The sequence below is a fragment of the Elioraea sp. genome (assembly GCF_022842375.1).
Lineage (GTDB): Bacteria > Pseudomonadota > Alphaproteobacteria > Acetobacterales > Acetobacteraceae > Elioraea_A.
On record NZ_JALHPR010000004.1, the window covers coordinates 196374 to 220278 of the forward strand.

The 23905-nt window shown below is 69.9% G+C and carries 20 protein-coding genes and 1 pseudogene; 11 read left to right on the forward strand and 10 right to left on the reverse strand.

Annotated features, from left to right (window positions below; all coding sequences use genetic code 11):
- The first annotated feature begins 10 nt into the window (after nt 1–10).
- Complete coding sequence (locus tag Q0C38_RS05800) at nt 11–1027, forward strand: LLM class flavin-dependent oxidoreductase (protein ID WP_291296117.1); 1017 nt, start codon at nt 11–13, stop codon at nt 1025–1027.
- A gap of 7 nt (nt 1028–1034) precedes the next feature.
- Here the strand turns inward: Q0C38_RS05800 and Q0C38_RS05805 are convergent, their stop codons facing one another.
- The gene (locus Q0C38_RS05805) at nt 1035–1523 is read right to left on the reverse strand and encodes a MarR family winged helix-turn-helix transcriptional regulator (RefSeq protein ID WP_291296118.1); all 489 of its coding nucleotides are present in this window, start codon (nt 1521–1523) and stop codon (nt 1035–1037) included.
- A gap of 167 nt (nt 1524–1690) precedes the next feature.
- Here Q0C38_RS05805 and Q0C38_RS05810 point away from each other — a divergent pair.
- The 3 genes and pseudogenes from Q0C38_RS05810 (at nt 1691) to Q0C38_RS05820 (ending at nt 6532) form a co-directional block, all read left to right on the forward strand.
- Nucleotides 1691–3282, forward strand: a pseudogene (locus Q0C38_RS05810) (ABC transporter substrate-binding protein).
- Nucleotides 3283–3344: 62 nt separating this feature from the next.
- Complete coding sequence (locus Q0C38_RS05815) at nt 3345–4895, forward strand: amidohydrolase family protein (protein WP_291296119.1); 1551 nt, start codon at nt 3345–3347, stop codon at nt 4893–4895.
- Between the two features lie 38 nt (nt 4896–4933).
- Nucleotides 4934–6532, forward strand: coding sequence for an ABC transporter substrate-binding protein (locus Q0C38_RS05820; RefSeq protein ID WP_291296120.1), 1599 nt, complete (start codon nt 4934–4936; stop codon nt 6530–6532).
- Nucleotides 6533–6544: 12 nt separating this feature from the next.
- Here the strand turns inward: Q0C38_RS05820 and Q0C38_RS05825 are convergent, their stop codons facing one another.
- The 4 genes from Q0C38_RS05825 to Q0C38_RS05840 form a co-directional block, all read right to left on the reverse strand.
- On the reverse strand, nt 6545–7351 hold the full coding sequence (locus Q0C38_RS05825; protein ID WP_291296121.1) for a class III extradiol ring-cleavage dioxygenase: 807 nt from the start codon (nt 7349–7351) through the stop codon (nt 6545–6547).
- Nucleotides 7352–7365: 14 nt separating this feature from the next.
- Nucleotides 7366–7797, reverse strand: coding sequence for a DoxX family protein (locus Q0C38_RS05830; protein ID WP_291296122.1), 432 nt, complete (start codon nt 7795–7797; stop codon nt 7366–7368).
- A gap of 124 nt (nt 7798–7921) precedes the next feature.
- On the reverse strand, nt 7922–8380 hold the full coding sequence (locus Q0C38_RS05835; RefSeq protein WP_291296123.1) for a host attachment protein: 459 nt from the start codon (nt 8378–8380) through the stop codon (nt 7922–7924).
- Between the two features lie 90 nt (nt 8381–8470).
- The gene (locus Q0C38_RS05840; RefSeq protein WP_291296124.1) at nt 8471–8812 is read right to left on the reverse strand and encodes a hypothetical protein; all 342 of its coding nucleotides are present in this window, start codon (nt 8810–8812) and stop codon (nt 8471–8473) included.
- A gap of 106 nt (nt 8813–8918) precedes the next feature.
- Between Q0C38_RS05840 and Q0C38_RS05845 the strand changes: the two genes are divergently transcribed.
- The 3 genes from Q0C38_RS05845 (at nt 8919) to Q0C38_RS05855 (ending at nt 10512) form a co-directional block, all read left to right on the forward strand.
- The gene (locus Q0C38_RS05845) at nt 8919–9428 is read left to right on the forward strand and encodes a flavin reductase family protein (RefSeq protein WP_291296125.1); all 510 of its coding nucleotides are present in this window, start codon (nt 8919–8921) and stop codon (nt 9426–9428) included.
- Entirely contained in the window at nt 9428–9904 is a 477-nt protein-coding gene (locus Q0C38_RS05850) for a DUF3429 domain-containing protein (protein ID WP_291296126.1), read from the forward strand. Before Q0C38_RS05845 ends, Q0C38_RS05850 begins: the two co-directional genes overlap by 1 nt.
- A 95-nt stretch (nt 9905–9999) precedes the next feature.
- Nucleotides 10000–10512, forward strand: a complete 513-nt coding sequence (locus tag Q0C38_RS05855; RefSeq protein ID WP_291296127.1) for a DUF305 domain-containing protein — start codon at nt 10000–10002, stop codon at nt 10510–10512.
- Between the two features lie 158 nt (nt 10513–10670).
- Here Q0C38_RS05855 and fusA read toward each other — a convergent pair whose 3' ends face one another.
- The 5 genes from fusA to Q0C38_RS05880 form a co-directional block, all read right to left on the reverse strand.
- The gene (gene fusA, locus Q0C38_RS05860; RefSeq protein ID WP_291296128.1) at nt 10671–12749 is read right to left on the reverse strand and encodes an elongation factor G; all 2079 of its coding nucleotides are present in this window, start codon (nt 12747–12749) and stop codon (nt 10671–10673) included.
- A 247-nt stretch (nt 12750–12996) separates the two neighbouring features.
- On the reverse strand, nt 12997–15324 hold the full coding sequence (locus Q0C38_RS05865) for a methyl-accepting chemotaxis protein (protein ID WP_291296129.1): 2328 nt from the start codon (nt 15322–15324) through the stop codon (nt 12997–12999).
- Nucleotides 15325–15484: 160 nt separating this feature from the next.
- Nucleotides 15485–16399 carry an ABC transporter permease gene (locus Q0C38_RS05870; RefSeq protein WP_291296130.1) on the reverse strand — a complete coding sequence of 305 codons (915 nt, stop codon included), beginning with the start codon at nt 16397–16399 and terminating at the stop codon, nt 15485–15487.
- Complete coding sequence (locus Q0C38_RS05875; RefSeq protein ID WP_291296131.1) at nt 16399–17274, reverse strand: ABC transporter permease; 876 nt, start codon at nt 17272–17274, stop codon at nt 16399–16401. Before Q0C38_RS05875 ends, Q0C38_RS05870 begins: the two co-directional genes overlap by 1 nt.
- A gap of 6 nt (nt 17275–17280) precedes the next feature.
- Nucleotides 17281–18840 (reverse strand): ABC transporter substrate-binding protein, encoded by a 1560-nt coding sequence (locus Q0C38_RS05880; RefSeq protein WP_291296132.1) that lies wholly within the window; start codon nt 18838–18840, stop codon nt 17281–17283.
- A 266-nt stretch (nt 18841–19106) separates the two neighbouring features.
- Here Q0C38_RS05880 and ppk2 point away from each other — a divergent pair, with 266 nt between their 5' ends.
- From ppk2 to Q0C38_RS05900, 4 genes are all read left to right on the forward strand, one after another.
- Complete coding sequence (gene ppk2, locus Q0C38_RS05885; protein ID WP_291296133.1) at nt 19107–20096, forward strand: polyphosphate kinase 2; 990 nt, start codon at nt 19107–19109, stop codon at nt 20094–20096.
- Nucleotides 20097–20223: 127 nt separating this feature from the next.
- On the forward strand, nt 20224–21525 hold the full coding sequence (locus Q0C38_RS05890) for a DUF1800 family protein (RefSeq protein WP_291296134.1): 1302 nt from the start codon (nt 20224–20226) through the stop codon (nt 21523–21525).
- A gap of 2 nt (nt 21526–21527) precedes the next feature.
- Nucleotides 21528–22745 (forward strand): DUF1501 domain-containing protein, encoded by a 1218-nt coding sequence (locus tag Q0C38_RS05895; protein ID WP_291296135.1) that lies wholly within the window; start codon nt 21528–21530, stop codon nt 22743–22745.
- Nucleotides 22746–22853: 108 nt separating this feature from the next.
- On the forward strand, nt 22854–23879 hold the full coding sequence (locus Q0C38_RS05900) for an ABC transporter substrate-binding protein (RefSeq protein ID WP_291296136.1): 1026 nt from the start codon (nt 22854–22856) through the stop codon (nt 23877–23879).
- The last annotated feature ends 26 nt before the right edge of the window (nt 23880–23905 follow it).

Sequence of the window (23905 nt, forward strand, 5' to 3'; positions counted from 1 at the left end):
TCATCACCTCATGATCCCGCTCTCGATCCTCGACCAGTCCTCCGTCGCCGAAGGCCGCACGCCGGCGGAGGCGATCCGCGAGACCATCGCGCTCGCCGAAGCGGCGGAGGCGATGGGCTATGCGCGCTACTGGCTCGCCGAGCACCACAACAGCGGGGCGCACGCGGGTGCCGCTCCCGAGATCGTGATGGCCGCGATCGGCGCACGCACGCGGCGCATCCGCATCGGCTCCGCCGGCATCATGCTGCCGCACTATGCCGCGCTGAAGGTGGCGGAGGTGGCGCGCGCGCTCGAGGCCGTGGCCCCTGGGCGGATCGATCTCGGGCTGGGCCGTGCGCCCGGCTCCGACGGGCTGACGGCGCTTGCACTGAACCCGCTGGCGCGCGAGGAGGCGGATCGGTTTCCCCAGAAGCTCGCCGAGCTGCTCGGCTTCCTCGGCGATGGGCTGCCGGTGAACCACCCGCATGCGCGCATCATTGCCAACCCGGAAGGCCCGACGCGGCCGGAGGTGTGGATCCTCGGCTCGTCGGCCTACGGCGCGCAGGTGGCGGCGCATTTCGGCCTGCCCTACGCGTTTGCGCAGTTCATCACCGATGCAGGGGCGGCAGACGCGATCGGCCTCTATCGCGGCCGCTTCAAGCCCTCGCCCTGGCTCGCCGAACCCCGCGCCGCGGTGGCCGTGTTCGCCCTTGCCGCGCGCACGGAAGCGGAGGCGCAGTACCACGCTGCGTCGCGCCTGCTCTGGCGCATCTGGCGTGACCGCGGCGTCTACGCCCCGCTGCCCGCGCCCGAGCGCGCGGCGGCCGAGATCGCAGCACTCGATGGCTACGAGCGTGCGCTGGTCGACCGCCTCGGCGCGGAAGGGTTCATCGGCACGGGGCCTGTCGTGCAGGCCCGGCTTGCCGGCTTTGCGGCAGAGTGCGGGGCCGACGAGGTGGCGGTGCTGACGCCCTGCCACGACCCAGCCGCGCGGCGCGCGTCGTACGCCGCGCTCGCCGATGCATCCGGCCTCGCCAAAGCTGCCTGAGCAGGCCTCAGAACACCTCGGCCCAGTCATCCTCGCGATGCACCAGCTTGCCGAGCAGGCGGTCAAGCTCTGACCGTTCCGCTGGCGTGAGCGGGGCCAGCATGCGCGCCTCGCGCGTGCGGAATTCAGGGATCAGCTTCGCATAGAGCGTCCGCCCCGCCTCGGTGAGATCGAGGATCACGGCGCGGCCATCCTCGGGGTCGGCGCGGCGGCGGATGCGGCCATCGCCGATCAGCCGGTTCACCGCGCGGCTGATGCTGTTCTTGGGCCGGCCGGTCGCGGCACAGATCTCGGCCGCCGAGATGCCTGGCGCGTGGGCGAGGCAGAACATCACGATGAACTCCGGCCGCGTCAGCCCGGGCCTGCGCTCAAGCCGGCGATAGATCGGCCCCGAGTAGAAATTCGCCAGCCATGAGAGGCGGTAGGCGAGCCTGATCTCATTGCGGTCGAGGATGCCGAGCGCTGCGGCACGTCGATTGTCACCCTGTCGCGCCATCGCCTTCGCCTCCGCCCTGGATGCCGCCACAGTGGCGCAAAACGCCCCGCCCGAAAATGGTTCCATGTGGGACCATCATGACGTAGCGTTGTTATCGGGTTCCAAACGCGGCGGCGAAAGCCGCCAGCGGCAACGAGAGACCGACAGGGGAGAGAACCAGCATGCCGATGAAGCGCCGCTCGCTTCTTGCCGCCGCCGCCACGGCGCCACTCGCAGTGGGAGCTGGCCGCGCCCGCGCCCAGCGTGCCGCCGATCCGCGCGTGCTGCGCTTCGTTCCGCAGGCGAACCTCACCTCGCTCGACCCGATCTGGACGACGGCGACGGTGACGACAACCACGGCTTCGCCGTGTATGACACGCTCTACGCCGTCGACAGCCGCTTTCGCCCGCGGCCGCAGATGGCCGAGGGCCACGAGGTGTCGGCCGACGGTCTCACCTGGCGCATCCGCTTGCGCGAGGGGCTTCGCTTCCATGACGGCGAACCTGTGCGCGCGCAGGATTGCGCCGCGAGCCTCTCGCGCTGGGCACGGCGCGATGCGTTCGGGCAGATCGTCAATGCACGCGTCGCCTCCTGGGGTGCGGCCGATGACCGCACCGTCGAGATCCGCCTCACCCGCCCCTTCCCCGCGATGCTCGATGCGCTGGCGAAAAGCTTCGCCCAGGTGCCGTTCATCATGCCAGAGCGCATCGCCCGCACCGACCCCGCGACGCAGATCACCGAGGTCGTCGGCTCCGGCCCGTACCGGTTCCTGCGTGACGAGTTCGTCTCGGGCAGCCGCGCGGCCTACGCGAAGTTCGACCGCTACGTGCCGCGGCAGGAGGCGCCGGAATGGGGAACCGGCGGCAAGGTCGCGCATTTCGAGCGCATCGAGTGGCACATCATCCCCGACCCCGCGACCGCCGGGGCCGCGCTCCAGGCCGGCGAGGTCGACTGGTGGGAACAGCCGTTGGCTGACCTGATGCCCACCCTCGTGCGCAACCGCGCGATCGACACCCTCGTCGCCGACCCGACGGGCTATCTCGGGTTCCTGCGCTTCAACCACCTGCACGCGCCGTTCAACGACATCCGCGCCCGCCAGGCGGTGCAGACCGCACTCGACCAGGACGACTACATGACGGCCGTGAACGGGCCGGACCGGTCGTTGTGGGAGCGTTGCGTCTCGCTGTTTCCCTGCGGCACCGACTATGCCACCACCGCCGGCGCCGAACGCCTCGAGGGGCCACGGTCGGTCGAGCGTGCGCGGGCGGCCCTCGCTGCGGCGGGGCTCGCGGGCGCACGCGCCGTCATCATCAACCCGACCGACTTCCCCATCATCCGCCCGATGGGCGAGATCACGGCCGACCTGCTCAAGCGCATCGGCCTCGAGGCCGACCTCGTGCAGACCGACTGGGGCAGCGTGGTGCAGCGCCGCGCCAGCCGCGAACCGCCGGAGCGTGGCGGGTGGAGCGTGTTCCACTCCTTCGGCCAGGCTGGCAACTTCATCAATCCAGCGGTCAATCCCTTGACGCGCGGCCAGGGCGCGGAGGGCTGGTTCGGCTGGTACGCGAGCGAGACGGTCGAACGCTTGACGGGAGATTGGCTCGACGCACCCGACCCGGAGGCGCGCCAGAGGCTGGCGGCCGAGATCGGCCGCGTGGCGAGCAGCGAGGCGGCGACGGTGCCACTGGGCCGCTTCTTCATCCGCACGGCCTTCCGCCGGTCGCTCACCGGCATCCTGCAGGGCACGGCACCCTATTTCTGGAACGTCCGCCGCGCCTGACCCCAGCTTGACATCGTTCTGCATCCGTCCCGGAATGACGCGGGACGGACCGGGAGAACGATGTGACCGCAACATGGATCAAGCGCGCCGCCTGGGTCGTTGCCTGGGACGGGGCGGCCGGCGCGCATGTCTATCTCCGCGATGCAGACGTGGTGTTCGACGGGCCTGACCTCGTCTTCGTCGGCCACGGCTTCGAGGATCGGCAGGGGATCGTAACGACGACGATCGACGGGCGCGACCGCATGGTCATGCCAGGCCTGATCGATATCCACTCCCACCCGACAGGCGAGCCGCTGCTGCGCGGCATCATCGAGGAGCGGAAAAGCCGCCAGTTCGGCATGAGCACGCTCTACGAATACATCCAGCTCGTCGGGCGATCCTCGAAGACACGCACGCTGGCGGAGGTTGCCGCCGGCCAGGGTGACGGCCGCGTCTATTCGGACGAGCCCGCACGCGCCGCCGCCGCGCGGCTGGCGGTGTGGGAGATGCTGAAGAGCGGCACGACGAGCTTCGTCGACTACACGCCGATCCGCGCCAACTGGCTCGACGAGGTGGCCGAGACCGGCATCCGCACCTGGATCGCGCCCTCGTTCCGCTCGGGCACCTGGTACACGCCGAATGGCCGCGAGGTGATGTGGGAGTGGGACATTCCCGCCGGCGAACGCGCGATGGCCGAGGCGTTCGCGCTGCTCGACCAGGCCGTCGCGCACCCCTGCGGCAGGCTCAACGCGCTGGTGGCACCAGGCCAGATCGACACGTGCGCGCCGGAGCTGATCAAGGCAGCGGCCGCCGAAGCCGAGCGCCGCAACGTTCCGTGGACGATCCATGCCGCCCAGGCGGTGGTTGAGTTCCGCGAGATCCTGCGCCGCCACGGCATGACGCCGATCGCCTGGCTCGAATCCTTGGGCGTTCTCTCGCCACGGCTGACGATCGGGCACGCCATCTTCGGCGACCATCATTCCTGGGTGAACTGGCCGGAGCGGAACGATATCGGGCGGATGGCGAGGGCCGGCGTGTCGGTCGCGCATTGCCCGGTGCAGTTCTCACGCGGCGGCGTGCTGCTCGAGGATCTCGGCCGCTACATCGAGGCCGGCATCAATGTCGCGATCGGCACCGATACGAACCCGCACAACATGCTGGATGAGATGCGCTGGGCGCTCATCCTCGCGAAGGTGTCGCGGCGCGACGTCGCGGCCACCTCGGTCGCGCAGGTGTTCCATGCGGCGACCATCGGGGCCGCGCGTGCCCTTGGGCGCAACGACATCGGGAGGCTCAGCCCGGGGGCCAAGGCCGACCTTGTGCTGGTCGACCTCACCCACCCCTCGCTGCACCCGCTGCGCGATCCGCTGCAGACGCTGCTGTTCTGCTCGCAGGACCGCGCGATCCGCGACGTGTTCGTCGATGGACGGCACATCGTGCGCGACTTCGCGGTCACGACCATCGACGTCACCTCCACCCTGCCCGATCTCGCCGCCGGGCAGGAGCGCGCGCTCGCTACCGTGCATGAGCGTGACTGGGCGAAGCGCGGCGCCGACGAGGTGTTCCCGCGATCGATCCCGATCCGCGGACACAACGAATGGGGAGACGCTGCCCATCCGAAGGCGGCGCAATGAGGCGCACCACCACGGCCAACGAGACCGGGAGACCAACGATGCGACGAACACTGCTGGCCGCAACGCTGCTGCTTGGAACGAGCCTTCTCGCGGGCGGCATGGCGGAGGCCAAGACCTTCCGCTTCGCCTACCAGAATGATGCCAACTCGCTCGACCCCTACGCGCTGAACGAGACCTTCTCGCACTCGTTCCAGGCCAACATCTACGAGCCGCTGATCGAGCGCGACAAGGACCTGAAGCTCATCCCCGCGCTCGCAACGCGCTGGGAGGCGGTGGATGCCACCACCTGGCGGTTCCACCTCAGGCCCAATGTGCGCTTCCATGACGGCACGCCGTTCACCGCCGATGACGTGGTGTTCAGCTATCAGCGCGCGATCGCGCCGAACAGCGACGTCACGAACAAGGTCTCGACCGTGCGCGAGATCCGCGTCGTCGACCCGCTGACGGTCGAGTTCCTGATGCGCACGCCGAACCCGATCTTCCCGCAGGAGATCACCACCTGGTTCATCTTCAGCCGAGCGTGGTCGGAAAAGAATAATGCCGCCGCCCCATCCTCGGTGCGCGGCAACATCGAGAACTACGCAAGCCGCAACGCCAACGGCACCGGCCCGTTCATGATCCGCAGCCGCCAGCCCGACACGCGCACCGTGCTCGTGCCGAACCCCGCCTGGTGGGGCGAGGTGCGGCACAACCTCACCGAGGTGGTGTTCACGCCCATCAGGTCAGACCCGACGCGGGTCGCGGCCCTGCTCTCGGGCGAGGTCGACATGATGTATCCGGCCCCCTTGCAGGACGCCGCGCGCATCACCGCCGGCGGCTCGCGCGTGCTCACGGGGGCGGAGCTTCGCACCTTGTTCCTCGGCATGGACCAGCACCGTGACGAGTTGATCGACAGCAACATCAAGGGCCGCAACCCGTTCAAGGACCGGCGCGTGCGCGAGGCCTTCCACCGCGCCATCGACATCGAGGCGATCCGCTCCCGCGTGATGCGTGGCGCCTCGGTGCCGGCAGGGCTGATGGTCGCCCCCGGCATCCAGGGCTTCGATGCAGCGCTCAACACGCGCCTTCCCTACGATACCGCGCGCGCCCGCGCGCTGATGGCCGAAGCCGGCTACGCGGATGGGTTCGAGGTCGGGTTCGACTGCTCGAACGACCGCTACGTGAACGACGAGCAGATCTGCCAGGCGATCGTGGCCATGCTCGCGCGCATCGGCGTCACCGTCCGGCTGAACGCGCAGACGCGGACAAGGTTCTTCGAGAAGATCCTGTCGTTCAACACGAGCTTCTACATGCTTGCGTGGCAGCCCTCGACCTATGACAGCCTCTCGCCGATGTTCACGGTGATGGGAACGCCGGGCCGCTTCCTGCCGCAGGGCCAGGCGATGGGTGGCCAGGGAACCTACAACCCGGCCGGCTGGTCGAACGCACGGTTCGACGAGCTCACCCGCATGGTGCGCACCGAGATCGACCAGGAGAAGCGCCAGGCGCTGATCTCGGAAGCGTTCCGGATCCACAAGGAGGACGTTGGCCACATCCCGCTGCACCAGCAGCCTTTCGCGTGGGCGGTGCGCAGCAACGTGCAGGTGGTGCAGCGCCCCGATGATGCGCTGGTGCTGAACTGGGTCAGGATAGACTGAGCATCGCCTCCGTCAGGCGGGGGCGGATGCCCCCGCCGATACGCCATCAAAACGCCAGAACTGCATCGCCACCGTCGCGTGCTGGACGGACGCATGCAGGCACGTGCCGGGCCCCTCGGCCGCGCCATAGGCGATGAAGAGCGGCCAGAGATGCTCCGCCGTCGCATGGCTTGTGCAGGCGTTGGGCCCCTCCTCCCAGGCCAGCAGCGCCTCGGTGTCCCCCGCCGCAAGCCCGCGGCCGAGCCAGTTGGCGAAGCGCGCCGCGCGTGGGCATTCGCCCGGAACGTCAGGCTCTGCCGCCATGTGGCGCCGGTCATGCGTCAGCGCGCCCGTGCCGATGATCAGCACGCCGCGGCGGCGCAGGGGCGCGAGCGCGCGGCCGACGGCGAGGTGGTGCGCGGCATCGGCGAAAGGCTGCACCGACAGCGGCACGACGGGGATGTCGGCCTCCGGGTAGAGCACGGAAAGCGGCCCCCAGACCGCCTGGTCGAGGCCGCGGAAAACGTCGCTGATGGCCGGGAACCCCGCATCGCGGAGGAGCGCGGTCGCCTCCGCCGCCAGCCCCGGGGCGCCGGGGGCAGCGTAGCGACGGCGGCGGACGCGCCAGTCATACCCCGCGAAATCATGCAGCGTCACCGGCCGCTCCGCCCCACCGAGCGAGGGCTCCGCCGTCTCCCAGTGCGCGGTCGCGACCAGGATGGCCGCTGGTCGCGGCAGGGTCGCGCCGAGGCAGGACAGCACCTCCCGCGCGGACGAGGGCCGCGCGGAGAAGTCGGGGGCGCCGTGGCTCAGGAACAGTGCTGGCATGAGCGCGGCCACGGCCCCCTCCTCGATCAGGCGGTCTTCAGCGAGAGCCGCGCGGGCAGGCGGTTCTCAACCAGCGCCCAGCGGCCGGCGCCGAGCAGGACCTGGGCGACCAGCGCGACGGTCCAGAATGCCGGGAACTCCCAGCCGCCGCCCTGGGCGCTGAAGACCCAGCCCTTCGACAGGTGCTGGAGGGTGGCACCGACCATGACAGGGATGAGGGCGAGGCTCACGACGCGGACATAGGCGCCGAGGATCAGCGCGAGGCCGCCCACGATCTCAAACCCGATCACGACATAGGCGAGTGCTGCCGGATAGCCGATCGACTGGAAGAATCCGGCGGTGCCGCCGACGCCGAACGTCATCACCTTCAGCAGCAGGCCATGGGCCAGAAACATCACGCCCATGCTCACGCGGAGCAGGAACGCAGCGGTCGACACCTGGGTGTCACGGTCGATCATCGGGGTCTCTCCTCGCGTTGCGGGCCACGATCGGCCCGCTGTCGAGGTGAAGGTGCGTCTCCCTTCCATCCGTGGCGAATATCGACTTCCAATTCGGTGAATCCGTATGACGGATGGATGCACCTCAGCCGGGCGCCGACAGCGTATCGGCCAGCCGCGCCTGCAGCGTGAGCTTCGGCAGTTTCGTCAGGTCCTTCGGTACGGTCCGCGTGACCGCGGACGCGGCCACGACATTGAGCCGCGCCTCGATCATGCGGAGCAGCCGCGGCGGGGCGGCGAGCACCACGCGCGTTCCCGGAACCGCAGCCACCCGCCCCTCGACCTCGGCGGCGAGCGCCGCGGCGAAGCGGACGAGAACGCGGGTGCGGGGCGCGGTCCGCGGGGCGATCGCACTCCGACGCGGGCCAACGCTCTCATGCGTCCGCCCTGGCCTGTCCTCGCCCAGCGCACGATCGGGCAGATGTGCGTCCGGATTGTCGAAGACGGCGATCGTTTCGAACGGCGGGCCTGACCTGAGCCGCCGCAACAGCTCCGCCCGCGACGCATCCGCGACGAGAACGAGAACCTCATCCCTTCTGGTCATCCTGCATCCTCCCCCAATGCTTTCAGCCATCCTGGCCGCGGGCGGAGGTGCGTGCATTGACCTGCGGCAAGCTACCGCAGGATGTGACGATTATTTCACGCGACCGCCCCGCCACGCCCGCCAGCGCATCCCAGCCCAGGCGGCAACACCGGCAACCAGCGCTGCCGGAATGGCGATGAGCGCGATGGTCGCTGCGAACACGACGAGCAGCGCGAGAAGCCCGAGCCCCGCCGCAAGGGCGGCGACGAGGATCGCCGACCGCAGCATCGGCGGCAGCGGCTTCACCCCGGGTGCGCCCCGGCTGAACCCGTCTCCCCCGAGCCCCGGCTGCCCTTCGGCCCCTGCCCGCTCCCTGTCGGCGCCCGCCCGCTGCCTGTCGGCGCCGGGAGGGATGATTTCGACCTCGTGTACGCGATGACGCTCGTCCTGCATCCAAGTCACATGTGCCTGCGCGCGGTCGCGTTCAACCGCCCCCGACACAGCGGGCAGTGCAGCAATCAGGCTTGCCGGCGCGCGCTGATGGGGCCATGTCGTTGCGATGCATCTGGTCGCCCCCTCGGATTTCCGCGCCGCACTCGGCGCCTTCGCCACCGGCGTGTGCGTCGTCTCGTCGCGCGGGCAGGATGGGCGGCCGGCGGCCGTCACCGTCAACAGCTTCGCCTCCGTCTCGCTCGACCCGCCACTCGTGCTGTTCTGCCTCGACCGGCGCGGCAGCGCGCTCGCCCATTTCGGCGAGGCAGGGGCGTGGGCGATCCATGTGCTCGCCGACAGCCAGCAGGACCTCGCCCGCCGCTTCGCCCGCCGCCGGCACGAGGCGGTGGCGGCCGACCCCTGGGCGGGCCTTGAATGGGCGGAGGATGACGATGCGCTGCCAGCCTTCGAGGGCTGCCTCGCCAGGCTTCGCTGCCGGGTTGAGCGCGTGGCCGATGGCGGCGACCATGCGATCCTGATCGGCCGCGTGATCGGCCTCGACTGGCAGCCGGCCGGCCGGCCGCTGCTGTATTTCCGCGGGCGGTTCGAGGCTGTGGCGGCGGACGAGGCAGCCTGATGCCGGATGGCCACGGAGAGGGAGGACAGCCCCTGAAGGGGCTTCCCTTCCCTGCCCTCTGGCTCGGCCTCGGCGGCCTCATCCCCTTCGTCGCCGGCACTGCCATTGCCCTTGGTGGCGGGCCGATGAGCGGGCTCGCAGTCGATGCCGTGCTTGCCTACGGCGCGGTGATCCTCGCCTTCCTCGGCGCCGTGCACTGGGGCCTGGCGCTGGCCGCGCCAGGTGACGCCGTGGCCGCCCGCGCGCGACTGACGATGGGGGTGCTGCCCTCGCTCGTCGCCTGGGCGGCGCTGCTGGCCCCGCTCTGGGCCGGGTTCGGCATCCTCGTCGCCGGCTTCGCCGCCACCTGGATGGCGGAGGAAGGGGCGGCACGCGCGGGCAGGATCAGCGCATCCTATCTCTGGCTGAGGCGCGGCCTGACGCTCGCCGTGGTGGCGATGCTGTCGGCCGTGTGGGTCGCCGTGCTCCGGGGCTGATCGCGCCGCCCTCCTGCCGCAGCGGACCCCAGCCAGGTGCAACCCGACAGTGCTGGCCGCGTTCCCCGGGCGGGAGGGCCTGCGGGAGAGGCGCCATGAGCTATGCTCGCTTCGCGGCGATGATCGTGACATCGACCCTGATCATGTTCGGGCTGATGTATCTCAACACCTACGCCGTCGAGCACGTCTTCTTCAGCGAGACGCGGGCCTGGATGGCGCTTGTCATGGGCGCGACCATGGCCTTCGTGATGCTCGGCTTCATGTGGGGCATGTACCCGAACAGGCTGGCGAACATCACCATCGTCGTCGCGGCGATCGGCGTGTTCGCGGCCGCTCTCTGGCTCGTGCGCAGCCAGACGACGGTCGACGACGTGGCCTACATGCGGGCGATGATCCCGCACCACTCGATCGCGGTCCTGACGAGCGAACGCGCCCGCATCCGCGACCACCGCGTCCGTGACCTGGCCGACAGGATCATCGCCGCGCAGATGCGCGAGATCGACGAGATGCAGACGCTCCTCGCCGCGCTGGAACGGAGCCCTGTGGGGGATGGCGCGGTGGACCTGCGCTCCTATCGCGAACGCGGTGCCCCTCCGCCGGCGCCGTAAGGTCGCGGCGGCGAGGCGGCCGGGGCGCCAGAACCCGGATCACCACACCGGGGCGAAACGGACAACGCCGGCGCCAGGGGCGCCGGCGTTGCCGGATCAGGTCACGACGACGACGTAGAGGCTCAGGACGCCGTAGAGGCTCAGGACAACGTAAAGGTTCAGGCGGATTTCGCCATGATCTGCTCGGCGATGTTCCGCGGCACCGGGTCGTAGTGGTGGAACTGCATGGTGAACGAGGCGCGGCCCTTGGTCATCGAGCGCAGGTCGCTGATGTAGCCGAACATCTCCGACAGCGGCACGTGCGCGCGCACGATGACGGAGGTGCCGATCACGTCCTGGCTCTGGATCATGCCGCGGCGGCGGTTGAGGTCGCCCACCACGTCGCCGACATGGTCGGGCGGCGTCGTGCACTCGACGTCCATGATCGGCTCGAGGATCACCGGGCCGGCCTTCTTCATGCCCTCGCGGAAGCAGGCCTTGGCCGCGATCTCGAAGGCCATCGCCGAGGAGTCGACGTCATGGTACTTGCCGTCGATCAGGCTGTACTTGAAGTCGACCGTGGGGAACCCGGCGAGCACGCCGGTGTCGGCCTGCACCTTGATGCCCTTCTCGACGGCGGGGATGTATTCGCGCGGCACCGAGCCGCCGACCACGCCGTTCTCGAACACGATGCCCGCGTTCCGCTCGAGCGGCTCGAACACCACCTTCACTTCGGCGTACTGGCCGGAGCCACCCGTCTGCTTCTTGTGGGTGTAGATCTCGGTGTGGGTCTTGGAGATCGTCTCGCGGTAGGCCACCTGCGGGGCGCCGATGTTCGCCTCGACGCCGAATTCGCGCTTCAGGCGGTCGATGATGATCTCGAGGTGAAGCTCGCCCATCCCCGAAAGGATGGTCTGGCCCGTCTCCTGGTCGGTCTTGAGCCGGAGCGAAGGGTCCTCGGAGGCGAGCTTCTGCAGGCCGAGCGTCATCTTCTCGACGCTGTCCTTCGTCTTCGGCTCGACCGAGATGTCGATCACGGGCACCGGGAACACCATCCGCTCCAGCACCACGGGGTCGGACGGATCGGCGAGCGTGTCGCCGGTCTGGGTATCCTTCAGGCCGATGAACGCCGCGATGTCGCCGGCGTAGACCTCCTTGATCTCCTCGCGCTTGTCGGCGTGCATCTGGAACATCCGCCCGATGCGCTCCTTGCCGTCCTTCGTGGTGTTCAACACCTGGTCGCCCGAGCGGAGCACGCCCGAGTAGACCCGCACGAAGGTCAGCGTGCCGTACTTGTCGTTGATGATCTTGAAGGCGAGGCCGGAGAACTTGGCCTCGTCGGTGATCTCGATCACGCGGCCCAGCTCCTCCGATCCCTCCTCGACGACGGTGCGGATGCCGGGCACCTCGTTGGGGGCCGGGAGATAGTCGAGCACTGCGTCAAGAAGCGGCTGCACGCCCTTGTTCTTGAAGGCCGTGCCGCACATCACGGGGCGGAACGTGCCGTCGATCGTGCCCTTCTTCAGGCAACGCTTGAGCGTCTCGACCGAAACGTCGCCCTTGTCGAAATACTCCTCCATCGCGACCGTATCGATCGACAGCGCGGTATCGAGCAGCTTCTGGCGGTACTCGTTGGCCTTCTCGACCATGTCGGCCGGGATCGGCTCGTCATGGAAGGCGGCGCCGAGCTCGGAGCCGTCCCACACGATCGCCTTCATCTCGATGAGGTCGATCACGCCGAGGAACTGGTCCTCCGCCCCGATCGGCAGCTGCAGCTCGAGCGGGGTGATGCCGAGCTTGTCGATCAGCGACTGGACGGATTTGTAGAAATCCGCCCCGGTGCGATCCATCTTGTTGATGAAGATGATGCGCGGGACGGCGTAGCGGTCAGCCAGGCGCCAGTTGGTCTCGGACTGCGGCTGGACGCCGGCGACACCCTCGATGATGAAGATCGCGCCGTCGAGCACGCGGAGCGAACGGTTCACCTCGATGTTGAAGTCGATGTGCCCCGGCGTGTCGATGATGTTGATCTGGTGGTCCTTCCACTGGGCGGTCACGGCAGCGGAGGTGATGGTGATCCCCCGCTCGCGCTCCTGCTCCATGTAGTCGGTCGTGGTGTTGCCCTCGTGCACCTCGCCGATCCGGTGCGACCGGCCGGTGTAGTAGAGGATCCGCTCGGTCGTGGTCGTCTTGCCGGCATCGATATGCGCGGTGATGCCGATGTTGCGGATCTTCGAGATCGGTGTGTTGCGCGGCACGTGGGCCTCCGTATCTTGCAAAGTGTCTTTGGCAAACTCGGTCGGACGTTCCCAAGGATGCATCGAGCGCCGGCGCATCCATGGACAGACGCGACAGAGGTGGACGATCGTTCGCCCACGCCGCTGCCGCGCCAAAGCATTCCGGAACCGCGCACTATCTGCCCGCGACCGGCCCGGAATGCAACCCCACAGACGACACACCAGACACGACGGATGCGCGACGCGCCGGGGCGGTCCCGAAGGCCGGTCAGGCTGCCTTGGGCAGCGCGTCCAGAGCAGCGATGACCCGCCGCACCGTGCCGACCGTCGTCTCGTCATCGAGGAACAGCGTACCGACCTCGTTGCCGGACACCCGCGCCACCCGGGCCTCGACCATGCCCTCTCCGCGCGGCAGGCGCAGCGTCACCCGATCGCCGACGCGGCAGGAAAGCTGGCCGCTGAGCCCGAGCCCCCCCACGCCGATGTCGACCGCCGCGAGCCGCGTCGTGCTGCCCGCCCCGACGACCTCGACCTCGCCGCCATAGGCGAAGCGCTCGAAGCTGCGCCGCTCGCCCTGTTCGGTCCGCGCCACGAAGGCATCGATGTCGTGCTTCAGCGCCTCCGTCCCCGACGCCACGCGGTCGACAGCGCCTGTCATGGCGCGCGCCCGGTCGGCCGCGGTTTCCGCCGCCGCGCGCACCGAACCCATGCTGCCACAGGTGCTGCGCGTTTCGGCCGAGGCGGCCTGCACCTCGGAGACGATCCGCGCGATCACGTGCCCTTGCGCGCCCATCGCATCGGCCACCGCGGCCGAGATGCGATCGACGCGACCGATTGCCTGCGCCACCCGCCCCAGCGCACCGGCCACCTCGGCGGTGGTCGAGCGCACGGCGGTGATGCGGCGGCCGACGTCGTCGGTCGCACGCGCCGTCTGGCCAGCCAGCCCCTTCACCTCGGACGCGACCACCGCGAACCCCTTGCCCGCATCGCCGGCCCGCGCCGCCTCGATCGTGGCGTTGAGCGCCAGCAGGTTGGTCTTGCCGGCAATGTCGTCGATGATGGACAGCACGCCGCCGATCTCATCGGCTGACTGGCGAAGCTGCCCGATCAGGTTGCCCGCGGCCGCCGCATCGGCCACCGCCTCCGCCGCAGCCCGGCTCGCTGCGCCGATTTCCGTGGTGATCTGCGAGATGGCCCCGACCATCGCCTCGGCCTCGCTCGCCACCTCGGCAAGGCTGCCGGCCGCGCGATCGGCCGCGCCGGCGACGTCGCCTGCCTCGGCCTGCGTCCTGTCGGCCACGCCGTGCATCTCCTCGGCATGGCCACGCATCGCCTGCGCGTTGGCGCCGAGTGCCTCGATCGCGCCACCGACGGAGGCGGCGAAGTCGCGCGTGAAGCGTTCCATCAATTCGTGGCGGCGGCGCTTCTCCCGCTCCTCGCGCTCGGCCTCCGCGGCGAGGCGGGTGTTCTCGCGCGCCTGGTCGCGGAACACGGCCAGCGCGCCGGCCATCGCACCCACCTCGTCCGGCCTGCCAGCGAAGGGGATGTCGGTGTCGAGCTTGCCCTCGGACAGCGCCTGCATTGCCTGGCGCACGCGGTCGAACCGGGAGAGACCGAGGCCGAGCACCACCCACAGCAGCCCAGCCGCGACGGCCAGCAACGCCAGGCTGAAGCCCGCCGTGGTGAGAACATTGCCAAGCGCCCGCCTTGCCTCCGCCTGCCACGCCTCGACGACGATTCGGCTTGCGCCCGTCAGCAGCGCCTCGATCTCGGCCATCGCCGCGTTCGACTCGGCAAAAATCTCCCCCATGGTGCGCGGATAGGCGGGCGCAGGCTTCGCTGCCTCGGCCAACATCGCTTCGCGGGTGCGGGCATAGGCGCCGAAATAGGTCTCCTCGATCCGCCGCACCTGCGAGGTGATCTCACCAGGCACGCCCGCGAAGGCGCCAAGCTTGCGTACCTCGGCCATCGCGGCATCACGCACTTGGCTGTACTGTTGCACCGCTTCCCGCTCGCTCGGCGTGAACTGCTTGCCAGTGGCGGCGACGATCACGAGGTACGTCCGCTCAAGTCCCGCAAACTCCCGCAGTTGCAGTGCTGACGCTGCGAGCCGCTCCAGCAGATCCTCTTCGGTGCGGATCCTGTATCCAGGCCCGCGCAGCAACACCATGTCCTGGGCGATATCGGCGCTGGCCTGTTTCAACGTCTCGATCAGTTCGCTGACCTGCGCGGCATTTCGCTCCTCCAGAGGCCGCGCCAGGAGCCGGTCTGCCTCCGCGCGGGCGTGGGCGCGGCGCCCGGACCAGGCGGCGCGCCGGCTCCTGAACGTGTCGATCTGGCTAGATGTGGAAAGGTTGGAAACGGACGCGTTCACCTCCGCAAGCGCGCGATCGACCGCGCTGCGCGCCTGCGTGAGCAGGTTGCGGAGTGCCTCGGGCGGCGGGGCCGGCAACGCGAGAGACACCTGCGTCACGCTCCGCTCGAGCGACAGGGCGATCCCAGCCGCCGCCACCTTCTCGCGCGAGACCGCGACCTGGCCGAGGGAGATGGCGTCACGCCGTTCCGCCACTGCGACGATCAGCTTCTCGCCTGCCATTGCGACCGCAAGACAGACGAAAACGAAGACGCTCAGCGCAATACGCGAACGAATGGTCCGAAGCATGATCGACCTCTATCCTCGGCGGTGACGATACAAAGTCCGATAATGTGCCAGCGAGGGGTTGACCAAAGGTGAAGCGCGCAGCCGGACCGGCGGGTCAGCCCACCCCGTCACGCCCGACCCGCGGGTCGGCCCACCGGTGGGCGAGGTCGGCGGCGAGGTTGGCTGCGATCACGCCAACCGCGAACACCGCGATCACCGCCTGCACCACCGGGTAGTCACGGCCGGCGATCGCCTGGAACGCGATGGTGCCGAGGCCCGGCAGCCCGAACAGCACCTCCATCGTCAGCGCCCCGCCGACCAGCCCACCGAGCACCAGGCCCGTCATGGAGGCGAGCACGCCCGCCGCGTTCGGCAGCACGTGGCGCAGCACGATCACGAGGCGGCCGAGCCCCTTGGCGCGCGCGGTACGGATGAAGGGGCTGGCCGCCACCTCCTTCAGCTCCTCATGCAGGGGCTTGGCGATCTGCCCCGCCATGTCGAGGGCGAGGATGAGCACCGGCGAGAGCATCTGCCCCCTGACCGGCAGCCAGCCGAGCCACACGGAGAAGACGAGGATGGATGCGAGCCCGACCACGAAGGTGGGTACCGCGATCGACCAGACATTCACCGCCTGCACGAGGCCCGGAAGGATGCCTGAGGGAAACACGGCCGCGCCCACGGCGAGCACGAGCGCGAGCGTCACCCCGAGCAGCAGCGAGAGCGAGGCCAAGGTCAGCGTCGAGGGGGCGGCGTAGAGCAGCATCTCCGAGACCGGCCTGTTGAAGCGGAGCGACAGGCCAAGGTCGCCTTCGAGCGCCGCACCGGCCCAGAGGCGGAACTGCGCGAGCCAGGGCCGGTCGAGCCCGAGCTCTGAGCGCCGGTCGGCCATCTCCTCCTCCGTCAGGTCGCCCTCGATGCCGAGAACGTCGATCGCATCGCCCGGGATCGTGCGCACGAGCACGAACACCACGAGCACGACGGCGAGCGCGGTGCCGAGCTGGCGCAGGATGACGGGCAGCGCGCGCCCCATCACGTCCCTTTCCTGTAGGGGTCGAGGCGCTTGCGCAGCCTGTCGCCGGCCAGCGCCAGCACGAGGGTCAACACCCCGAGCGCGATGGCGGGGGCGGCCATCGCATGCGGGGCGCGTTCGACGAAGGGTAGCGAGGCGGCGATCATCCGCCCCCAGGTCGGTACCTCGGGCGGCACGCCGAGACCGAGGAACGACAGCACCGATTCGGAGGTGACGCAGCGCGGCAGCACGATCGCCATCTGCGTCACCAGCACGCCCGTGACGTTCGGCAGCACATGCCGCCTGAGCACGATCCAGGGCGCGCCACCCGCCGCGATCGCTGCCTCGACATAGCCTGCCTCGCGCTCGCGCAGCCACGCGGCACGGGCGAGCAGCGCCATCATCGGCGCGAAGGACAGGCCGAGGGCCACGATCACCGGCCCCACCCCGCCGCCGAGGGCGACCAGCAGCGAGAGGGCAAGCAGGATCGAGGGCATCGCGCGCACCAGGTCGAACAGCGCGTACACGGGGCCCGCCGCCCAGGGGCCCAGGGTGAGCGCGGCAAGCCCAAGCCCCGCGCCCAGCAGCAGCGACAGCAGCGCTGCACCCGCGGCGATCACGAGCGTGATCCGCCCGCCGGCGACGATGCGGGCGAACACGTCACGCCCGAGATTGTCGCGCCCGAACCACAGGTCCGGCGATGGCGGGGCATTCCGCGCGCCGAGCTCCTGCGCCAGCGGATCGGCGCCCAGCAGCAGCGGTGCGGCGAGCAGCAGCGCGATCAGCAGGGCGGCGCCAAGCAGCAGCCAGTCGGGCGCCCGGCGTGGGGGCGCATCCTCCCCGGCCACCTCATGGCCGAGGGCGAAAGCGACACCGGGGCCAGGCGCCTCGGGCAACGGGGATCAGCCGAGCGAGGCGAAGCCCGCCCCGCCATCGACGCGGTTCGCCCCCCAGGTGAAGCCAGGCGACCAGTTCCTGACGTCGCGGCGATTGGCGATCGCCTCAGCCGCATGGCCGATCACGACGGTGTAGTACCCGTCCATCGCCCGCTTCCAGGCATCGAGGTACAGGCGCTTGCGTTCGGCGAGGTCAACCGACGCGACGGCGCCGCGCACCAGCCGGTCGAACTCCGGATCGCGCACGCCGCCCCAGAGGCCGACGTTGGGCCCATCCGACATCATCCGCACAAAGCGGAGGAAGATGTCGGCCCGCGGGCCTGAGCCGAACGGGGCGAGGTCCCAGTCATACGCGTTGAGGCGCCGCTGCGCGCCGAGGTCATCCAGCGCGAGGTGCTCCACCTGGAAGCCAAGCGTGCGCATCGCCTGGGCTGCTGCCTGCGCGTAGTCCTGCTGCCAGGAGACGATGCGCAGCGGCGTACGGGCGGGGTCGACCCCCTCGGCCCGCAGCATCGCCCGCGCGCGCTCAAGGTCCGGCTTCGCATGGGGGTCGGCGTCATGCGTCGCCTGGTCGAACCAGAACTGGCCCGGGGCCGCCATCTGGTTGGTGACCACGCCTGCCTGGCCTGCGACCAGCTTCATGATCCCGGGCTTGTCCATCGCGAAGGTGATGGCCTGGCGCACGCCAATGCGGTCGAACGGGGCGCGGGGCGAGCGGTTGTTGAACGACCAGAAGAACCACGACGTGTCCTTCATGAACTGGACCTCGATATTCGGATCTCGCGAGAGCTCTGGCAGTGCGGCGGCGCGGGCGCGCGCGATGTGCAGGTCGCCGGCCCTGAGTGCGAGCGTCGGGTCATCGAGGTCGCGCAGCGAGAACTCGACGGCTGCCGCCCGCGGCAGCCCTGCCTGCCAGTACTGCTCGAAGGCAGGGGCGTGGAACACCTCGTTCGGCACCCAGCGGCCCCAGCGGAACGGGCCGGTGGCGATCGGGGTGCGGATCGTTCCATCCCACCCCTCGCTCTCGGGTGCCAGGATCCAGAGCTCGGAGAGAAGGTTCAGCAGTGGGCCGTAGGGCTCCTTCATCGTCATGACGAAGGTGCGCGCATCCGGCGCCTCGAGCCCCTCGACCAGCCGCATCGGCGCCGAGAGCCAGCCGCCGCGCACCTTGTCGCGCACCCGCTCGGCGTTCGCCTTCACGTCGGCCGCCGTCAGGACGCGGCCATTGTGGAAGCGCACGTTGTCGCGGATGCGGAACACGTAGCGCTTGCCGCCGTCCTGGATGTCCCAGCTCTCGGCGAGGTAGGGCAGCGCGCGGCCATCGTCGGCGATCGAGGTCAGCGCCTCGACATAGACCTGCTGCACCGCGATCGAGCCGGTGTGGCGATGCGCGTCGGAGGTGTCGAGGCCGAGCAGGTGGATCTTCACAGTTCCCTGCCGCCGCGGCGTCTCTGCCCGTGCCACCTGGGCCCGTGCCACCTGCGCGGGAAGATGCGCGAGCAGCCCGGCGGCGGCGAGTGCGCCACCCATCAGTGCGCGGCGCGTTGGCATGCCATGGTCGGTCATCGAGCGTCCTCCTGCCTTGGAGGACCAGACCGTAGGCGTCCATCATTACGGTCTGAGGACAGATGCGTGACGTTCCGGTGTCCCGCCCGACCAATCCGGGACACGTCCGGACCCAGGATGCTGACCGGGATGCATCCAGCGACTGCCTCTCCGCCCGACACCTTGATTCAACGCAACGACGAACGCCTTTGCAGGGAGGATTCTGTGACAGAATGATGACGGCCAGATCATGACGGCCAAAGGATGAGAGCGGAGGCCTGCGCCCGATGACTGACGACACCAGCCGTGGCCAACCCGAGCCCGGCCCTGACGGCGAGGCCAGCACAGACGGGGCCCGCTCGATCAGCAGCGCTGCCGCGGCCCTTGCGGAGCCGAAGCGCCGCGGCACCCGGCCGACCCACGATACCGAGGCGATCCGCCGGAGCTTCGAGACGGGCGAGTATCCCTACGCGACACGGCTGACGGAGCGCGAGTATCTCAGGCGCATCCTCCCGCTCCAGGTCGAGCTCCTGAAGGCGCAGAGCTGGATCAAGGCGGTTGGCGAGCGTATCGCCGTTCTGTTCGAGGGGCGCGACGCCGCCGGCAAGGGTGGCACGATCAAGCGGTTCATGGAGCATTTGAACCCGCGCGGCGCGCGGATCGTCGCGCTCGAGAAGCCGTCCGACCGGGAGCGGTCGCAATGGTACTTCCAGCGCTATGTCGAGCACCTGCCAGCGGGGGGCGAGATCGTGTTCTTCGACCGCTCCTGGTACAACCGCGCGGGTGTCGAGCGGGTGATGGGTTTCTGTACGCCCTCGGAATATCTGGAGTTCATGCGCCAGACACCTGAGCTAGAGCGCATGCTCACCCGCACCGGACTCAGGCTCCGCAAGTACTGGTTCAGCGTCACGCGCGAGGAGCAGGTGCAACGCTTCACCGCGCGGGGAACCGATCCGCTGAAGCAATGGAAACTGTCGCCGATCGACAAGGCGAGCCTCGACAAATGGGATGACTACACCGAGGCGAAGGAGGCAATGTTCTTCTACACCGACACCGCCGATGCGCCCTGGACGATCGTGAAGTCCAACGACAAGCGGCGCGCACGCCTCGAGGCCATGCGCCACTTCCTCCATTCCATTCCCTACAGGGGCAAGGATGAGGCCGTGGTGCACGAGCCTGATCCGCTGATCGTCGGCACGACCGCGCACGTGATCGGGGCGAGCGGCGGGATCCTCGGCAAGTCGCTGCACCCGGAGGCCCGGCGCAGGAACGCCTGACCTACTCAAACGCCTGACTACTCAAACGCCTGACTACTCAAACGCATGAGCTCCGCCTTGCCTCCGCACGGCGGGGCGGCCCCGGGCGTTCACGTCTTGGCCATATTCGTGCGCAAGCCTGTCTGCCATGAGCCAGCGCGATGCAGCCCATGCCGCGATCCGCTTCGGACTCGGCCCACGCCCGGGCGAGGTGGCGCGTGCTGCGCGCGATCCGCGCGGCTGGCTTGCCGCCCAGGTCGCAGATATTCCGCCGGTGCCGGACCCGGTGCGCGCCGCGGCACCTGAAGCCTCTGCCGCCCTCGAGATCACCTTCGACCAGCAGCGTCGCCAGCCTGAGCCGAACCCCGTGCGCGAGGCCTACCGCACGTCGATGGCCGCGCTCGCTGCACACTGGGTGGCGACCGACCGGCCCTTCCTCGAACGCTGGGCGCTGTTCTGGACCAATCATCTGACGGTGAGCATCCGCGGCGGCAACACCGGCGCGCTGCTGGCCGACTACCATCTCGCCGCCATCCGCCCGCATGTCACCGGGCGGTTCGAGGCGCTGCTGCTCGCCGCCATCCGCCACCCGGCGATGCTGCGCTATCTCGACAACGCCATCTCGGTCGGGCCGGGCAGCATCGCGGGGCAGCGGCAGCGGCGGGGGCTGAACGAGAACCTGGCGCGCGAGATCCTTGAGCTGCACACGCTATCGCCCGCCGGCGGGTATGCGCAGGCTGACGTGACAATGCTCGCGCGCATCATCACCGGCTGGTCGTCCGGTACCCCCGGGCCGAGCCCTTTCGTGTTCCGCGCCAACGCGCATGAACCTGGCGAGAAGGTGCTGCTCGGCCGGGTGTTCGCCGAGGGCGAGGCGGGCGGCGTCGCAGCTCTCCGCTACCTCGGCACCCATCCGGCAACGTATCGTTTCCTGGCTGGAAAGATCGCGCGGCACTTCATCGCCGACACGCCACCCGAGGCCGCCGTCGCCGCACTGACGCGCACGCTCAGCCTTACGGGCGGCGACCTTGGTGCAGCGGCAGCGTCCGTGATCGGCCTCGAGACCACCTGGGCACGGCCCCTCGCGAAGCTCCGCACGCCGTCGGACGTGGTGATCGCCACGGTGCGCGCGCTCGACGCCCCGCTGCCGCCCGAACGCCTGGTCGGTGCCTTCGGCGCTCTCGGCCAGCCGCTGTTCACTGCACCCGCGCCCAACGGCTGGCCCGACACGGCAGAGGCGTGGACGGGGCCAGAGGCGATCATGCGCCGCATCGAATGGGCAGGCGGCGTGGCGGCCCGCATGCCCGACCCGCCGGACCCGCGCGCGGTGCTCGCCGACACGCTCGGCCCGCTCGCCGATGCCGCCACCCGCCGCGCCGTCGAGGGCGCGGAGAGCCGGCGCGAGGGGCTGATGGTGCTGCTCGCCTCGCCCGCGTTCCAGAGGAGGTAGGCATGATCGCGCGCCGTTCGCTCCTGCTCGGCCTGTCCGCCGCCGCGACGCTTGGCGGCCGCGCTGCCTTCGCCACGACGCCGGGGGAGAACCGGCTCGTCGTCATCATCCTCCGCGGCGCGCTCGACGGCCTCGCCGCCGTCGCGCCCTATGGCGACGCCGAATACCGCAGCCTGCGCGGCCCCCTCGCGATGCCGGAGCCTGGGCAGGAGGGCGGCGCGCTCGACCTCGGCGGCCGGTTCGGCCTCTCTCCCGCCATGCCCCGCCTCGCGGCGCTGTACCGCTCGGGCGAGGCGGCGATCGTCCACGCCGTCGCCGGCCCCTATCGTGGGAGGAGCCATTTCGACGGGCAGGACTGGATGGAATCGGGCGCCGAGCAGCGCCTCTCCGGCGGCTGGCTGAACCGCGCCGTGATCGCCGCCTGGCCGGCCGAGGCGGCGGCGCCCCAAGGGACGAACCAGGGGAGGAGCCGCAAGGCGCTCGTCGCGGGCCCAGCCGTGCCGCTGCTGATGAAGGGGCCGGCGCACATCGCCAACCATGCCCCCCGCAATCTCGGGCGTGTGCCGGAGGATGCGCTCCGCCGCCTCGCCGCCCTCTACGCGGCCGACACGCTGCTTGGGCCGGCAGTGGCCGATGCGCGTGCCGGCCGCGCCTTCGCCGATGGCGCTCTCGGGCCGATGCACGGCCCTGCCGCCAACGCCGCCGGTGATCGTGCCGCCTTCCGGAGCCTCGCGCTCGCCGCTGGCCGGCTGCTGGCCACCGCCGATGGCCCGCGCGTCGCGGCACTCGAACTCGGCGGGTTCGACACGCATGCGATGCAAGCCCAGCGCCTGCCCGGGCTTCTCGGCACGCTCGACGATGCGATCGCCGCACTCCGCGAGGGCCTCGGCCCCGTCTGGGGCAGGACGGCCATCCTCGCGATGACCGAGTTCGGCCGCACCGTCGCAGCCAACGGCACCGGCGGCACCGACCATGGCACGGGCGGCGTTGCCTTCCTCGCCGGCGGCGCCGTGGCCGGCGGCAAGGTGGCGGGAACCTGGCCCGGCCTCTCCCCCGCCGCCCTGCACGAGGGGCGTGACCTCGCGCCAACGACCGACCTCCGCGCCATCGCCAAGGCACTGCTCGCCGGCCAGCTCGGCGTCTCGCGCGCCAGCCTGGACGGGGCGGTGTTCCCGGCGAGCGCCGCCGTCACCCCCATGGCGGGGCTGCGGCGCGGCTGAGCCGCACTCGATCGTGACAGGTATGTTGCGGTTTTATGTCACTCCCAGTAGGACAGGCGGCGAAGGCGATACTCAAGCCGCAATCCGCAGGATCGGGAGGAGACGAGGATGTTTGGTCGGTCGATGGCCGCCGCCGCGATGGTGTGCGCGCTTGCAATGCCGGGGACTGCCGCGGCGCAGGGCTCCCTCAACGTCTATTGCAGCGCGCAGGTGGAATGGTGCCAGGCCGTCGCCAACGCGTTCCAGCGCGAGACGGGCATCAGGGTCGCGATGACGCAGAAGGGGTCTGGCGAGGTGCTCGCCCAGATCCGCGCCGAGGCGCAGAACCCACGCGGCGACATCTGGTTCGGCGGCACGGGTGACCCGCATCTGCAGGCCGCCGAGGATAATCTCTCCGCCGAGTACCGCTCACCGAACCTCGACCAGTTGCACCCCTGGGCACAGAAGCAGGCAGCCGACAGCCGCTATCGCACCGTCGGCATCTACGCGGGCGCGCTCGGCTTCGGTTACAACACCGAATTGATCGCCCGCCGCAACCTTCCCGCGCCCGCCTGCTGGGCCGACCTGCTGAAGCCGGGCTACCGCAACGAGATCCAGATGGCCAACCCGAACAGCTCTGGCACGGCCTATGTCATGATCGCGACGCTGGTCCAGCTGATGGGCGAGGAGCCCGCCTTCGAGTTCCTGAAGGGGCTGCACCGCAACATCAACGCCTATCCGCGCAGCGGCACGGGCCCGATCAAGGCGGTGGCCCGCGGCGAGACGGCGGTGTCGATCAGCTTCGTCCATGATGCCGTGACCGAGCGCCAGGCGGGTTTCCCTGTCGGGAACGCCACGCCGTGCGAGGGCACGGGCTACGAGATCGGCTCGATGTCGATCATCCGCGGCACGCGGAACGAGCGCAACGCACGCCGCTTCTACGATTGGGCACTGACGGTCGAGGCGCAGAGGATCGGCGCGGAAACGAAGCAGTTCCAGCTTCCCTCCAACCGCAATGCCCCGATCCCCGAGGGCGCGCCGCGCTTCGAGAACATCAAGCTGATCGAGTACGACTTCGCGAAGTACGGCCAGAGTGCCGAGCGCCGCCGCCTGATCGAGCGGTGGGACCGGGAGGTGAACGCCCTGCCGCGCTGAGCGGCGTATCGGACCGCGCTGAGCGG

Coding starts and splice junctions, on each gene's coding strand:
- Q0C38_RS05800 (WP_291296117.1), top strand. CDS start 11: ATGATCCCGCTCTCGATCCTCGACCAGTCCTCCGTCGCCGAAGGCCGC.
- Q0C38_RS05805 (WP_291296118.1), bottom strand. CDS start 1,523: ATGGCGCGACAGGGTGACAATCGACGTGCCGCAGCGCTCGGCATCCTC.
- Q0C38_RS05820 (WP_291296120.1), top strand. CDS start 4,934: ATGCGACGAACACTGCTGGCCGCAACGCTGCTGCTTGGAACGAGCCTT.
- Q0C38_RS05830 (WP_291296122.1), bottom strand. CDS start 7,797: ATGATCGACCGTGACACCCAGGTGTCGACCGCTGCGTTCCTGCTCCGC.
- Q0C38_RS05835 (WP_291296123.1), bottom strand. CDS start 8,380: ATGACCAGAAGGGATGAGGTTCTCGTTCTCGTCGCGGATGCGTCGCGG.
- Q0C38_RS05840 (WP_291296124.1), bottom strand. CDS start 8,812: ATGCAGGACGAGCGTCATCGCGTACACGAGGTCGAAATCATCCCTCCC.
- Q0C38_RS05845 (WP_291296125.1), top strand. CDS start 8,919: ATGCATCTGGTCGCCCCCTCGGATTTCCGCGCCGCACTCGGCGCCTTC.
- Q0C38_RS05850 (WP_291296126.1), top strand. CDS start 9,428: ATGCCGGATGGCCACGGAGAGGGAGGACAGCCCCTGAAGGGGCTTCCC.
- Q0C38_RS05855 (WP_291296127.1), top strand. CDS start 10,000: ATGAGCTATGCTCGCTTCGCGGCGATGATCGTGACATCGACCCTGATC.
- Q0C38_RS05865 (WP_291296129.1), bottom strand. CDS start 15,324: ATGGCAGGCGAGAAGCTGATCGTCGCAGTGGCGGAACGGCGTGACGCC.
- Q0C38_RS05870 (WP_291296130.1), bottom strand. CDS start 16,399: ATGGGGCGCGCGCTGCCCGTCATCCTGCGCCAGCTCGGCACCGCGCTC.
- Q0C38_RS05880 (WP_291296132.1), bottom strand. CDS start 18,840: ATGACCGACCATGGCATGCCAACGCGCCGCGCACTGATGGGTGGCGCA.
- ppk2 (WP_291296133.1), top strand. CDS start 19,107: ATGACTGACGACACCAGCCGTGGCCAACCCGAGCCCGGCCCTGACGGC.
- Q0C38_RS05890 (WP_291296134.1), top strand. CDS start 20,224: ATGAGCCAGCGCGATGCAGCCCATGCCGCGATCCGCTTCGGACTCGGC.
- Q0C38_RS05895 (WP_291296135.1), top strand. CDS start 21,528: ATGATCGCGCGCCGTTCGCTCCTGCTCGGCCTGTCCGCCGCCGCGACG.
- Q0C38_RS05900 (WP_291296136.1), top strand. CDS start 22,854: ATGTTTGGTCGGTCGATGGCCGCCGCCGCGATGGTGTGCGCGCTTGCA.